The sequence below is a fragment of the Pectobacterium sp. IFB5596 genome, from assembly GCF_021432585.1.
GTDB lineage: Bacteria > Pseudomonadota > Gammaproteobacteria > Enterobacterales > Enterobacteriaceae > Pectobacterium > Pectobacterium punjabense.
Map to the genome: position 1 here is coordinate 155,361 of NZ_LXFY01000029.1, position 13,734 is coordinate 169,094.

Below are 13,734 nucleotides of genomic sequence, written 5' to 3' on the forward strand. Positions count from 1 at the left end.
TAGGTGGCAGGCGATGTTTGTGCAAAAAAACGGAGCAAGGTTTACATTTATTGAAGAAATTCAGAAGGGCCAGACGCTAAAGCAGCGGAAATGAATAAGTTAGATTATCTCGGCTGAATCATCCTGATTTTGTTTTCATCCCACGACGACATCACATTCTTGTACAACCACATAGGCTGCACGTTATCAAACGACTCTTCGACGACATCAAGGAAGCCATCCGGCGTCACCTCACCAAGAAACGTCAGCGTCGTCGTTGAATTATCGAAAAAGTAAGCACGATGACAGAGCTTAATCATCTCAGAAAGCACTGCCAAGCTACGCTGATAACGACTAAAAATTTTTTCCTCTGGCACACTGTGTCCACCTAATGCAACACGCTGAGTAACTCGCTCCCCGTTGAGTGCTGGGTCTGATGTACAAACGTAGTAGAGGTAGGGTTTATAGCCGTTTTTTCTCGCCAACGTTACAAACTCAAGATGACTTTTGTGACTCATCACTGATTCATAGGTAAAAGAAAGTCGATCGCGAATCCAGTCCTCTCTCAGACCTAAAGAAATCTTCTGCGCCAGTCTGGCAGCAGATTCATCAGGCAACAGCGTCTTATCAATTTTTCCGCTCAGTAATGCCGGTAGATCAATGTGTTTTGCAATATCATCGGGGTTAAGGTATTGCCCCAGAGGAACCGCATACGTTTCTCGCAGTTCTTTTGTCAGTGTCGTTTTACCCGACCCATTCGGGCCTGCAACCAATCTCAAACTCGGCAAAGTAGTTCCCTAAGCTTGAGAGGCGGCTGACCGTTTACAGGTTTAATTTCCGAGAGCGTGCCATCAGGGGCTTGGCTGACCAGTCGCCCATCCTTGATATAAGCGATTGATACCCCGGAATCTAACGCTTCTTTAATCGCCTGCTTTGAGGCACGGACGCCGACCTGCATCAAGGTTCGATTATCATCAATTTTGCTTTTGCGCTGGTGCTTTCGCACAACTTTAATTCGTTGCATCATCATGCCTCCTGAATCATGGTAATGATGAAAAAGTATACCATAACGTTCTACGCACATTTGTTATTTAGCGCCTCTTTGCGAAGTGCCTTCCACGAAAACGCCACCCTAATAGCGATAAAATGCTGAGTTTTACACCACTGACTGTAAGGACAATCAACTATGGTGTAGAATCCTCCGGTTTTTATTTTCTGTTTATTTTGTGAGCGAATAATATGCAACAACCACGTATCGGCTTTGTTTCCCTCGGTTGCCCGAAAAACCTCGTCGACTCCGAGAGGATTCTGACCGAACTGCGTACTGAAGGTTATCAGGTCGTGCCACGTTATGACGACGCTGAACTGGTGATCGTCAATACCTGTGGTTTTATTGACAGCGCCGTACAAGAGTCGCTGGAAGCCATCGGCGAAGCGCTGAATGAGAACGGTAAAGTCATCGTAACTGGCTGTTTGGGTGCCAAAGAAAATCAAATACGCGAAGTGCACCCCAAGGTTCTGGAAATTACCGGTCCGCACAGCTATGAGCAAGTGCTGTCACACGTACATCAATATGTCCCAAAACCGACGCACAATCCGTTTACCAGTTTAGTTCCCGAGCAGGGCGTAAAACTCACGCCGCGTCATTACGCGTACCTGAAAATTTCAGAAGGCTGTAACCACCGTTGTACGTTCTGCATCATTCCTTCTATGCGTGGCGATCTCGATAGCCGTCCGATTGGTTCGGTGCTGGATGAGGCGAAACGTTTGGTTGATGCCGGCGTAAAAGAACTGCTGGTGATTTCTCAGGATACGTCGGCGTACGGTGCAGATGTGAAGCAACGCACTGGCTTTTGGAACGGGCAACCGGTCAAAACCAGCATGGTCAGCCTGTGTGAACAACTGGCGTCGTTAGGCGTGTGGGTGCGTCTGCACTACGTCTACCCTTACCCGCACGTAGACGATGTGATCCCATTAATGGCTGAAGGCAAAATCCTGCCTTATCTGGACATCCCGCTCCAGCACGCCAGTCCGAAAATCCTAAAACTGATGAAACGCCCGGGAGCGGTAGAAAGAACGCTGGAACGCATTAAGCGCTGGCGTGAAATCTGCCCAGACTTAACGCTGCGTTCGACCTTTATTGTCGGCTTCCCTGGCGAAACGGAAGAAGATTTCCAGATGCTGCTCGATTTCCTACAGGAAGCCAAACTCGACCGCGTGGGCTGTTTCAAATTCAGCCCAGTCGAGGGTGCGTCGGCAAATGCATTGCCCGATCAGGTGCCGGAAGACGTTAAAGAAGAACGTTTCCACCGCTTCATGCAATTGCAGCAGGCGATCTCCACCCAACGTTTGCAGGACAAAATTGGTCGTGAAGTGCTGGTGCTGATCGACGAAATCGATGAAGAAGGTGCAATTGGCCGCAGCATGGCCGATGCCCCTGAAATTGACGGCGCAGTTTACCTGAACGGCGAAACTGACGTGAAAGTCGGTGACATCGTCAAAGTAAAAATCGAGCATGCAGACGAATACGATCTGTGGGGTAGCCGAGTTTAACGCGTCCATTACGCCTATACTGATCGTTTAAAGATCGAGATACACGGGGCGACCACAGGGGTGAGGCCTCCCTGCGGGAACCTCCCCCTGTGTTTCCCCTAACAACGGGCTAAGTAACCAGTATTATCCATCACGCCAGCTTTTCTGCCCGAAAGGCTGGCGTTTTATTTTCACACCATCGCCCTCCGAACGCTGAAAATTCAATCAATAAACCGCCCGTTTCTCGCCTGCGTCTTGCGTCCCCCTGTCAGGTAAAGTAGCCTTGGGACATGATGAGTCTATTCGCCTTACCCGAGGCATAAGCATGTGGAAACGCCTGACATTCGGTTTGTTAGCCCTGATTGGCGTACTGCTGCTCTCTGCTTTTGCGCTCGATCGCTGGATCAGTTGGAAAACCGCGCCTTTTATTTATGATGAACTTCAGACCTTGCCGAAGCGCCAGGTCGGCGTGGTGCTGGGAACAGCAAAATACTACCGTACCGGCGTGCTCAATCAGTATTACCTATTCCGCATGCAAGGAACGATTAACGCTTATAACAGCGGTAAGGTCAGCTATCTGTTATTAAGTGGTGATAACGCGCTGCAAAGTTATAATGAACCGATGACGATGCGCCGCGATTTGATCTCTGCTGGCGTTCCGCCTTCAGATATTGTGCTGGACTACGCGGGGTTCCGCACGCTGGACTCCATCGTCAGAACGCGCAAAGTATTTGATACCAACGATTTCACCATCATCACCCAGCGTTTTCACTGTGAACGTGCATTATTCATCGCGTTGCACCTCGGCATTCAGGCACAGTGTTACGCCGTGCCTTCCCCCAAAAATATGATGACCGTGCGAATTCGTGAATTTGGTGCGCGTCTGGGCGCACTGTTCGATCTGTATATTCTCAAACGCGAGCCACGTTTTTTAGGACCACAGGTACCGATTCCAGCAGAGCATAAGATTCCAGAAGATGCGCCAGACTACCCTGCCGTTCTGCCGGAACAGGTATTCACTCCACCAGTGAGTCAGGCTAAACCTGACCAACTGATGAGAACTGCACCAGCCCCCAAGCAGCAGGACGAGAAGACCACACCGTAACGTATTCCCTACGCCGTTTTCCCTAGTGCATTGGTGAGTTTACGCCATAACCATTCAAGCGGCCCTTGACGGAAATAACGTAACCAGTAGTGGGAAAAGACCAAATTGACGGCCCAGATAGCAGGAACCAGTGCCAGCAGTTGCAGGCGGCTAAAGGCCATAAACAGGCCCAGTTGGTTAAACAGCGCCACGCAAATCAGCGTCTGCAACAAATAGTTGGTTAACGCCATACGCCCGATATCCGTAATCCAATACGTGATTCGCCATTGACACAGTGTGGCCCAAAAACCATAACACAGCGCAAGATACCCTACCGCCTGCACTGGTGAACTCAGCTCACGCGGAATCTGCAATAACAAGCCGCTCCAGCGATATTCCCAACCCACCAGCCACTGACCCACTACGCCAATACTGTTAATTGCCACGCCCAGCGGAATCAGCCATAGGGCAACCTTGCGATAGTGGGCGGTACTGAACTCACCTTTCAGCCAGCCGCTGCGCATCAATCCGGCCCCCAACAACATCGTTCCCGCTAATACCCAAGCATATTGCATCCCCAACGACAAAAGGCTTTCCGTTAAGAGATCAAAACGATTTTTCCATGCTTCGGGCCCACCTAATGTCCGCCAGTAAGTTTCATAGGTGATATCCGCCACGCTTGGCAACCAGAATCGCCCCGGTTGCAGCGTCAAGATATGGTTCAACACAAACAGGACGACGATTTCCACCATATAGAGAAGCGAGCCCATGATAATGAGTTGTCGACTACTCGTCGCATGACTAATGATGTGGTAACACACCAGCCCGATCAGGGCATAGTCAAACAGAATATCGCCATCCCACAGAAAAATGGCATGAATAAAACCGATGACTAGCAACCAAAATAGCCGTGCGTGTATCCAACGGCATCCCCGAGATAACAGCAGTTGCAACCCGGCACCAAAAAGAAGAGAAAACAGCGTCAGAAATTTCACCTGAGCAAGCAAATCCATCGCGGCCCATGCCAAAGCGTCAGATAACGCAGGCTTTCCCTGCCAGGCGGGATTTAGGTATGCGGCATGGGGCAAACCAAACGCCGTAATATTCAGCAGTAAAATGCCTAAAATGGCGACGCCGCGTGCAAAATCCAGCGTAACGATCCGTGAAGAAGCGGAATGTGATGACGATAGTGAATGAGAAGGCATACAAATTACATTTTAAAATCATCGAAGTAGCGATTGTATGCACAAATAGAGAAAAAGCGAAGAGACTTGCTGATTTGGCAGCGCTCCATTTGGCGATGACAGCATGTTATTTGCTTCATCATCGCCAATAAGGGCGAGCTTAGTTATGGTGGCGTACCGCGCGTAAAAATTCCTGACGCGTGTTCTGACTGGATTTAAACAACCCGCCGAGCGATGTCGTGGTCGTGGCACTGGTCGCATCTCGAATACCACGCGCCTTCACGCAGTAGTGCACAGCATCAATCGAGACGGCAACGTTGTTTGTTCCCAACAGCGTTTGCAGCGCGACCAAAATCTGCTGCGTCAAACGCTCCTGCACCTGAGGGCGCTGCGAGAAAAATTGGACGATGCGGTTAAGCTTCGATAACCCGATGACGCCCTCTTTCGGAATATAGGCGACCGTCGCTTTCCCATCGATCGTCACGAAATGGTGTTCACAGGTGCTGGTCAGCGTGATATCCCGCACGGTAACCATTTCATCGACCTTCATTTTGTTTTCAATGATGGTGATTTTAGGGAAGTTGGCGTAATCCAAACCGGAGAATATTTCATCAACGTACATTTTGGCGATGCGCGTCGGTGTTTCAGCCAGGCTGTCATCGCTCAGATCGAGACTCAACAAATTCATAATTTCCGTCATATGCTCGGCAATACGTTGCTTACGCGTATCCCGATCCAACAACGCCCCGCGCAGCGGCGTTTCCAGACCGCGTGCCAGCAGCGCTTCGTGCACCATAACGGCTTCTTTACTTAGTGATGACATTATTATTCTCCTGCAGGTGTAACTCTATCTATCGAGGTCTTAGTCAGACCCTAGTGCCGTCAACACTCTAGTTGAGAGAGTAACGATTATCCAGCGATTGTATGTCATGATTGTTGAAATAGATTCAAGTTATCAAACACGGCGGATGTGTCTGTGCGCAGTAACGGGGGTCAAAGAATACGTACAGAAAAACGACTATTTAGCGATAAATAAAAAAGCACTGAGAAAATACGCTCAGTGCTTTTAACGATAAATCGCCTGACTTTTGCGGCTGTCACGCTTCCGACGCCGTTTGTCATGACATGATCAGAAGGTTTCCCAGTTGTCGTTAGCGTTGCCTTTCTTACCGCCAGCGGCTGCGGCTGCGAGTAACATCGGCTTCTGCGCAGTTGGCGCTTTCTCTGCCAAACGTTGCTGAGGACGACGATGTCCATCTGTTGCAGACAGTTGGAACACCGATACGGCTTCGGTCAACTGACGAGCCTGATCTTCCAGCGACGCCGCGGCCGCCGCAGATTCCTGTACCAGTGCGGAGTTCTGCTGCGTGACGCCATCCATCTCGGTAACCGCCTGACCAATCTGGGTAATACCGCGGCTCTGTTCATCCGACGCCGAGGCAATTTCCCCCATCAGATCGTTCACACGAGTAATTGCGGAAATGATGGAATCCATCGCTTCACCCGTTTGTGTGACCTGATTTGATCCCATATTGACGCGTTGAACTGATTCTGTAATCAGGCTTTCAATTTCTTTCGCCGCCTGAGCACTGCGCTGTGCCAGATTACGAACTTCACCCGCAACCACCGCAAAACCACGACCTTGTTCACCGGCTCTGGCGGCTTCTACCGCCGCATTCAGCGCCAGAATGTTGGTCTGGAAAGCGATGCCGTTAATCACGCTGGTGATGTCAGCTATTTTCTTCGAACTTGTTGTAATACTCGCCATCGTCGCCATCACATCTGCGGTGACGTCTCCGCCCTTCTTCGCTGCAACGGAGGCCTCCTGCGCCAGCTTCGTCGCCTGATGGACGTTATCGGCATTCTGTTTCACCGTCGCGCTCAATTCTTCCATACTGGCCGCCGTCTGCTCCAGAGCGGCCGCCTGCTGTTCGGTACGAGCGGACAGGTCGTTGTTGCCGCTTTTAATTTCGCTTGAGCCCTGATGAATCGATGCTGAACTGTCGCGGATAATGGAAACGGTATTAACCAGACTTCCCTGCATCTCTTTCAGGTAAGGAATCAGCTGTCCCGCACAGTTGCGACCAAACTCGTCAATCGGGTGGCCAAGCTGTCCGGCAGCCAGCACCTGAAAATACCCTTTGATCATATTCAACGGCTTGACCAGATAGTGAACCAGATAGCGATCCGTCAACAACAGGATGAACAACCCAAGAATCGCAGCACCCAGCAGGATATAGTTACTCCAGTCAACCAGACCGTAGACCTCTCTCATTGACGTCTCTGACGATGAAATAATCGCTGTCTGATATTTATCCATGTTACTGCCAAACGCCACGCTCAACGGCGGGTATGCTGTACGGAAAAGTTGACGGAATTCCTCCTGACGATTCTCACGCGCGGCGTTCAGCATCGGCGTCAACCCGTTATCCAGCAGGCGAGTCCACGCGGCGATCATGTTGTCTGCCGTTTCTTTATCAACACCGACATGCCCAACCGCTTTAAACGCAGCCAGTTGATCTGACGTATTTTTAAATGCCGCAGTCGCGGACGTAAATACTTTCTCTGCTTCCGCTGTTTCGCCAGTTTGCTGGAAATCCATCGAACGCAACAAACGAGTAACCGTACGAAAATACTGGTCATTGCCTTTTACCAGCATCTCTACGTTCTTACGTTGAGTTTCACCGGATTCCAATAACTTGGTCATGCTGCTTAATGAAGTGGAAGTAAAGAAAGAAGCTCCACCCCATACAATCAGAAACAGCCCCAATATTGTTAAAAGCATTGCCCTGATGGTGATATTTTTTAAAAAGTTCACAGAAAACTCCTATAAATTATCTGGCGATTTTCCTCTGCGCTTTCTGCAACATGGCTGCACATTTTTAATTGGAAATACGCCGGGTGTTACGTCATTTAATGAAGAGCAGAGGCTCTCATTAGTTAGAGTTATTTTCCTTTAATGACAAAAAGATACTCTTCCTTACAATAACGATAAGATGTTCCTACCATTCATCATCATTATCGGCACTTTGGGCGGGCACTTTACGCTTTCGCATCAACAAATGCGATCAAAAAAAAGAATGATGATAGTTTTTGGCTATTGCTTGGTTACAATCATTTACTTATACATTTAACTGTTTATTTTAATTATCTATTTATTTCCCCTCCCTAACTGTTTTATCAGTGGGAAATATGATTTTATTTTTCTGTGATTATTCTTATTTTCTCATTCTGCTCTCTTTCTTAGAAAATATGTCCTTCTTCGCGGCAATCATTGCTTGCGGTGCTATTAATTTAGGCCGCGATCATTTTATCGCTTTCTTCCTTTCTCCCCTCAGATATTAATCCTGATGATAATTACGGCCGTCATTTTCATCATTCAGGACACATTTCCTTCCGCAGGGTCTGCGTTGTTTTACATCAGCATGGTGTAAGCCAGTTGCGAAATGCATAGCTTACCGCTACACTTCACAAAAAATGAATAATCAGACAATAGTTCATTACAAAAAGAGAAAGAAATGGATTTGACCCAGCTCCGTATGTTCTGTCTTGTTGCCGAAACAGGTTCCGTCGCGCGTGCCGCAGAGCAACTTCATCGGGTGCCTTCAAATCTGACTACGCGACTACGCCAGTTAGAGCTGGAGTTGGGCACCGATCTGTTTATCCGTGAGAAACAGCGTTTGCGTCTGTCGCCGATTGGTCACAATTTTTTATGTTATGCACAACGCATTCTCGCGCTCAGCGAGGAAGCGATTAGCATGACGCGCACTGGCGAGCCCGCGGGTAATTTCGCGTTAGGATCGACAGAAAGCACTGCGGCGACCCGCTTACCCACACTATTAGCGGCTTACCACCAACGTTACCCCAATGTCTCTTTATCTCTGAATACTGGAACATCAGGGGAGATTATCGAGCGTGTACGGGCGGGAACATTGGCAGCAGCGCTAGTCGATGGCCCTGTTGTCTATGATGAGCTGAATGGCTGTTCATGCTTTACGGAGCGATTAGTGCTGATATCCGACCCTGCGCACTCACCGATTGCCCATGCACGGGATGCCAGCCAGGATACGCTGTTTGCCTTTCGTCCTAGCTGTTCTTACAGAAAGGTCCTCGAAAACTGGTTCAAACAAGATGGCGTTGTGCCCGGTACGATCATAGAAATTCACTCATACCATGCCATGCTTGCCTGTGTGGCCAGCGGAGCCGGATTGGCCATACTCCCCTATGCCGTCCTTGAATCACTGCCCGCCGTCGCACGCGTTCAGATACATGAATTACCACCCGACATCGCGGCTGTTTCCACCTGGCTGGTATGGCGGCGTGACGCTTTCGGCCCCAATGTTGAAGCGCTTAAAAAGCTTATCATTGAACAGTGCAGCATGATTGAACCACCCGCTCAGCAGGAATAACGCCTTATTTTCCCTGAGCAACCCTTTTCACGAGAGCACATTTCACGAGAGAACAACGCAGCGATGAACCCATGCGTCCTCTCATGCAACTTACAACCCATAACCGTATGCTATTAGGAGTCATCACCATGCAAATGATTAAAACCCGCGCTGCCATCGCCTGGGGGCCAAACCAACCACTGTCGGTTGAAGAAGTGGATCTGATGCCGCCGCAGAAAGGTGAAGTGTTGGTGCGCATCGTTGCAACCGGCGTATGCCACACTGATGCCTATACGCTATCCGGCAAAGATCCTGAAGGCGTATTCCCGGCCATCCTGGGCCATGAAGGCGGCGGGATTGTAGAAGCCATTGGTGAAGGTGTAACCAGCGTTGCCGTTGGCGATCACGTTATTCCGCTTTACACCCCGGAATGTGGCGAATGTAAATTCTGTCGTTCAGGGAAAACCAACCTGTGTCAGGCTATCCGCTCTACGCAGGGTAAAGGCCTGATGCCAGACGGCACCACGCGTTTTTCCAAAAATGGCCAACCGATCTTCCACTACATGGGAACCTCCACCTTCGCAGAGCACACCGTCGTGCCTGAAATTTCACTGGCGAAAGTGAATAAAGAAGCCCCGTTGGAAGAAGTTTGCCTACTGGGCTGCGGCGTAACCACCGGTATGGGTGCCGTGCTGAATACCGCCAAAGTTAAACCTGGCGATACGGTTGCGATTTTCGGTCTCGGCGGCATTGGTTTGTCAGCCATTATCGGCGCGCAAATGGCGGGTGCCGGACGCATCATCGGTATCGATCTCAACACCAGCAAATTCGATCTGGCACGCAAACTGGGTGCTACCGACCTGATCAACCCGAAAGATTACGATAAGCCCATTCAGGATGTCATTGTTGAGCTGACTGATGGCGGCGTGGACTTCTCCTTCGAATGTATTGGTAACGTTAACGTCATGCGTTCCGCGTTAGAGTGCTGTCATAAAGGCTGGGGTGAATCCATCATCATCGGTGTCGCTGGCGCAGGCGAAGAGATCGCAACCCGTCCATTCCAACTGGTAACGGGTCGTGTATGGCGCGGTTCTGCTTTTGGTGGGGTGAAAGGACGCAGCCAACTGCCGGGCATTGTCGATCGTTACCTGAAAGGCGAATTCCCGCTGAATGACTTCATCACCCACACCATGGGGCTGGACGACATCAACACCGCATTCGATTTAATGCATGAAGGCAAATCGATTCGCACCGTGATTCATTTCGATTAATCGCGCCACTGTCAGGAATAAAAAGGAGGCTGTACAGCGATGAACGCATCACTGGAACTGCTGGAAGAACACCGTATGTTTGGCGGCTGGCAACAGCGCTACCGCCATGTGTCAGAGACGCTGAACACCGCAATGACGTTCAGCATTTATCTGCCACCGACACAGGATGACACCCCGCCGCCCGTACTTTACTGGCTGTCTGGGTTAACCTGCAACGACGAGAACTTTACGACGAAAGCTGGCGCGCAGCGCGTTGCCGCCGAACTGGGTCTGGTGCTGGTGATGCCGGACACCAGCCCGCGCGGCGATGGCGTAGCAGACGATGCTGGGTACGATCTGGGTCAAGGTGCGGGATTCTATGTGAATGCCACGCAAGCACCTTGGGCGGCCCATTATCGGATGTATGACTACATCAGTACGGAATTGCCAGCGCTGGTTCAGCAACATTTTAACGTCAATAATCGCCAGTCCATCAGTGGACATTCGATGGGCGGGCACGGCGCACTGATGCTGGCGTTGCGCAACCCTGAGCAATTTTGCTCGGCATCGGCGTTCGCGCCGATCGTTAACCCAAGCCAGGTTCCCTGGGGGCGCAAGGCGCTTACCGCATACCTCGGCGAGGATGAAACGCAGTGGTTGCAGTATGACAGCTGTCATTTGCTGGCAAATAGCCAGAAGACGCTGCCAATACTGGTCGATCAGGGCGATTGCGATCAGTTCCTGCCCGACCAATTACAACCAGCGAAACTGGAAGAATTGGCAAACCAGTACGCATGGCCGCTCACGCTGCGGACACAGTCCGGCTATGATCACAGCTATTTCTTCATCGCCAGTTTCATCGAAGATCACCTGCGCTTCCACGCTCAGTATCTGTTTGAAGAATAGTTGTTCGCACGATAGCTGTGCGAATAATGGTGCTATGCTTATCTCGTTGAGAACCGCGCTCAGGTACACTCTGAGCGCGGTTTCTCTTCTCTGTTAGAACGCAATCGCAAAAAAATACGATCACACACCTGCCCCGTGCTGAATGACGGAACCAAGATAAACAAAAAGGAGAAATGGATGATACGCGTTCATCACCTCGAAAAATCCCGTTCGACTCGTGTCACCTGGCTGCTAGAAGAGCTGGGTGTTGACTATGAAATTGTTCGCTACACGCGCGACCCAAAAACGTTTAGCGCTCCGGCCGCTCTCAAACAGGTTCACCCGCTAGGGAAATCGCCAGTGATTACCGATGGCGAACTGACGGTTGCCGAATCTGGAGCCATTGTGGAATACCTGATTGAGACTTACGGCAACGGTAAGCTCCGTCCACAGAGCGGGCAAGCGTTGCTGGATTATCACTTCTGGCTGCATTTTGCTGAAGGTTCGCTTATGCCACTGCTGGTGATGCGTTTGGTGTTGGCGAAGACAGAGTCCGCACCGATGCCGTTCTTCATTCGGCCCATAGCACGCAAAATTGTACAAAGTATTGAGCAGGCCTTTATTGTTCCACGTCTCACCACGCAACTTCAGTTCATCGAACAACATTTGAGTAAACAAGACTGGTTTGCCGGTGAGTCGTTCAGCGGTGCTGATATACAAATGGCAGTACCGCTGGTTTTGGCGAAGACGCGTTTGGATTTCAGCCGTTACCCACATATCAAGCAGTACATTGAGCGAATAGAAAACCAGCCAAGTTTTCAGCAGGCACTCGCTCAAGATTAACGATGCGATCGAGACATCGTCTCACTGGCGATGAATGACAAACCGCGCGATGAGCGGCGAAGCAAGAATTCTGTGAGCGTTTACTGATTATTGATGATCTAATAACGATATGCTGCTGTTTAACCCCGATATATTCCAAGCTATAACACAATGTGGTTATAAAGTTCTAAAGATGGTATATCGTCAGGACGCGGTATTGATACGTTGGGAGTGATTAATTTTGCAGAGAAAACGAGTTTCATCAACAGAGTTGTTTTCAGTCGGATACGATGCAGAAAAAAGTCAGTTAGAAGTCGAATTACTCAATGGGAGCATCTATCTCTACAGCGGCGTAGCACGCATGATTTATGAAGAGTTAATGGCAAGCAAAACGAAGTACCGCTACTACGTCAGCTATATCAAAAATTCATTCGCCTACGAGAAAACACAGTAGTTTTTAAAGATACAGAATAGTCTTTAAGAGCGGAGATGACTCTCCGCCTCTTCTCTTCCCATTAGGTTATGCTTCGGTAGCATCAACGGTAGTAAACGCCGCCAGCAAGACCTCTTCATTTAGCGTCAATGGCAGATAGTGGATAGACTCCCCCGTTTGCAAAGTACGGGCAATCACGGCCTGAAGCGCAGCGCGGTCGTGAATATCTACATCCAGTTCAGCCAGCGATGTCGGCAAACCAAAAACGTGGAATGCCGCCTTCAACTGGCGCAACGTTTCGCTATCGCCCAACAAGGCAGTCTGCACCAGAATGCCATAGGCTACTTTGGTACCATGCAGGAAACGTTCAGTTTGCGGCAACACTGTCAGGCCGTTATGAACCGCATGCGCCGCCGCTACGCGGGTATATCGCTCACCCAATCCGCCAACCATCCCGCCCCCGGCAATGATCGCATCCACCACATCCAGAAAATCCTGCGTCAACTCGCCACGCTTGACGGCTTCTAATGCCGCTGCACTTTGTTGCAACAATACATTGCGAATATCCAGCGCAGTCTGTAAACCAAGACGGACAGAAAGCGGTAGCGTTTCAGGCTGGGGGCTGAGAACGACAGCCTCATACCACTTCGCCAGCGTATCTCCGACCCCAGCCAGAAGATACTCTACCGGAGCGGCTAGCATAATCCGCGGTTCAACCAGCACCAGATGGTTGGCATCGGTGAAAATTTCAAAGCGTAATGCCTGCCCGGCATCATTATACCAAACGGACAGCGGCGTCCAGGCCGCACAGGTTGCCGCAATGGTAGGAATCGCCACCAGCGGTACGCCGATATGGCGCGCAGCAACCTTCGCGGTATCCAGCACCGCCCCGCCGCCGACGCCAATGACGACCTGACATGCCTCGCCTGCCTGTGCGACCAGTTTTGCCACTTCCCCCTCGCTGCAATGCGCACCAAACTGAACGCGTCGGGCCGAAGGCGCATCGAACTCAGCGGGTAAATAAGGTCGCGCCGCGGCGATAGCCCGCTCACCGTAGATCCACAGTGCGTTTTTCAATACCTCTGGCGGATAAAACTCCAGCAATTTATCGATCGCGCCAGAGAAAGAGAAGTAGTTGGCGGGCCCCACCTGAACGCGAACGGTTGTTGTGTGCATG

The 13,734-nt window shown here is 50.3% G+C and carries 14 protein-coding genes; 8 read left to right on the forward strand and 6 right to left on the reverse strand.

From position 1 onward, the window contains the following. Nucleotides 1–104: 104 nt before the first annotated feature. On the reverse strand, nucleotides 105–767 hold the full coding sequence (locus A6301_RS16880; RefSeq protein WP_234258305.1) for a zeta toxin family protein: 663 nt from the start codon (nucleotides 765–767) through the stop codon (nucleotides 105–107). Beyond that, entirely contained in the window at nucleotides 755–1,009 is a 255-nt protein-coding gene (locus A6301_RS16885; protein ID WP_234258306.1) for a hypothetical protein, read from the reverse strand. The genes A6301_RS16880 and A6301_RS16885 overlap by 13 nt, the downstream gene beginning before the upstream one ends. 209 nt (nucleotides 1,010–1,218) lie before the next feature. Between A6301_RS16885 and rimO the strand changes: the two genes are divergently transcribed. Then, nucleotides 1,219–2,532, forward strand: coding sequence for a 30S ribosomal protein S12 methylthiotransferase RimO (rimO, locus tag A6301_RS16890; RefSeq protein WP_107169793.1), 1,314 nt, complete (start codon nucleotides 1,219–1,221; stop codon nucleotides 2,530–2,532). 304 nt (nucleotides 2,533–2,836) lie between these two features. Beyond that, the gene (gene sanA, locus A6301_RS16895; protein ID WP_107169794.1) at nucleotides 2,837–3,616 is read left to right on the forward strand and encodes an outer membrane permeability protein SanA; all 780 of its coding nucleotides are present in this window, start codon (nucleotides 2,837–2,839) and stop codon (nucleotides 3,614–3,616) included. An 8-nt stretch (nucleotides 3,617–3,624) separates the two neighbouring features. On the opposite strand, the gene yeiB is transcribed toward sanA, so the two are convergent. The 3 genes from yeiB to A6301_RS16910 form a co-directional block, all read right to left on the reverse strand. Further along, nucleotides 3,625–4,800, reverse strand: a complete 1,176-nt coding sequence (gene yeiB / locus A6301_RS16900) for a DUF418 domain-containing protein YeiB (RefSeq protein ID WP_107169795.1) — start codon at nucleotides 4,798–4,800, stop codon at nucleotides 3,625–3,627. 139 nt (nucleotides 4,801–4,939) lie between these two features. Continuing rightward, the gene (folE, locus tag A6301_RS16905; RefSeq protein ID WP_102118834.1) at nucleotides 4,940–5,602 is read right to left on the reverse strand and encodes a GTP cyclohydrolase I FolE; all 663 of its coding nucleotides are present in this window, start codon (nucleotides 5,600–5,602) and stop codon (nucleotides 4,940–4,942) included. 306 nt (nucleotides 5,603–5,908) lie between these two features. After that, nucleotides 5,909–7,597: a methyl-accepting chemotaxis protein gene (locus tag A6301_RS16910; RefSeq protein WP_215482500.1), complete on the reverse strand. Its 1,689-nt coding sequence runs from the start codon at nucleotides 7,595–7,597 to the stop codon at nucleotides 5,909–5,911. Here A6301_RS16910 and A6301_RS16915 point away from each other — a divergent pair. The 6 genes from A6301_RS16915 (at nucleotide 7,485) to A6301_RS16940 (ending at nucleotide 12,578) form a co-directional block, all read left to right on the forward strand. Beyond that, entirely contained in the window at nucleotides 7,485–7,739 is a 255-nt protein-coding gene (locus tag A6301_RS16915) for a hypothetical protein (protein WP_168444494.1), read from the forward strand. The genes A6301_RS16910 and A6301_RS16915 overlap by 113 nt on opposite strands. A 558-nt stretch (nucleotides 7,740–8,297) precedes the next feature. Further along, the gene (locus A6301_RS16920; RefSeq protein ID WP_234258307.1) at nucleotides 8,298–9,188 is read left to right on the forward strand and encodes a LysR family transcriptional regulator; all 891 of its coding nucleotides are present in this window, start codon (nucleotides 8,298–8,300) and stop codon (nucleotides 9,186–9,188) included. A gap of 128 nt (nucleotides 9,189–9,316) precedes the next feature. Next, nucleotides 9,317–10,438: an S-(hydroxymethyl)glutathione dehydrogenase/class III alcohol dehydrogenase gene (locus A6301_RS16925; protein ID WP_165800656.1), complete on the forward strand. Its 1,122-nt coding sequence runs from the start codon at nucleotides 9,317–9,319 to the stop codon at nucleotides 10,436–10,438. A 39-nt stretch (nucleotides 10,439–10,477) separates the two neighbouring features. Next, nucleotides 10,478–11,323, forward strand: coding sequence for an S-formylglutathione hydrolase (gene fghA, locus A6301_RS16930; RefSeq protein WP_304622725.1), 846 nt, complete (start codon nucleotides 10,478–10,480; stop codon nucleotides 11,321–11,323). A 177-nt stretch (nucleotides 11,324–11,500) separates the two neighbouring features. Next, entirely contained in the window at nucleotides 11,501–12,145 is a 645-nt protein-coding gene (locus A6301_RS16935) for a glutathione S-transferase family protein (protein ID WP_234258308.1), read from the forward strand. Nucleotides 12,146–12,365: 220 nt separating this feature from the next. Continuing rightward, nucleotides 12,366–12,578, forward strand: coding sequence for a KTSC domain-containing protein (locus A6301_RS16940; RefSeq protein WP_107169801.1), 213 nt, complete (start codon nucleotides 12,366–12,368; stop codon nucleotides 12,576–12,578). Between the two features lie 66 nt (nucleotides 12,579–12,644). On the opposite strand, the gene A6301_RS16945 is transcribed toward A6301_RS16940, so the two are convergent. After that, complete coding sequence (locus tag A6301_RS16945; RefSeq protein WP_234258309.1) at nucleotides 12,645–13,733, reverse strand: oxidoreductase; 1,089 nt, start codon at nucleotides 13,731–13,733, stop codon at nucleotides 12,645–12,647. Nucleotide 13,734: the final 1 nt, after the last annotated feature.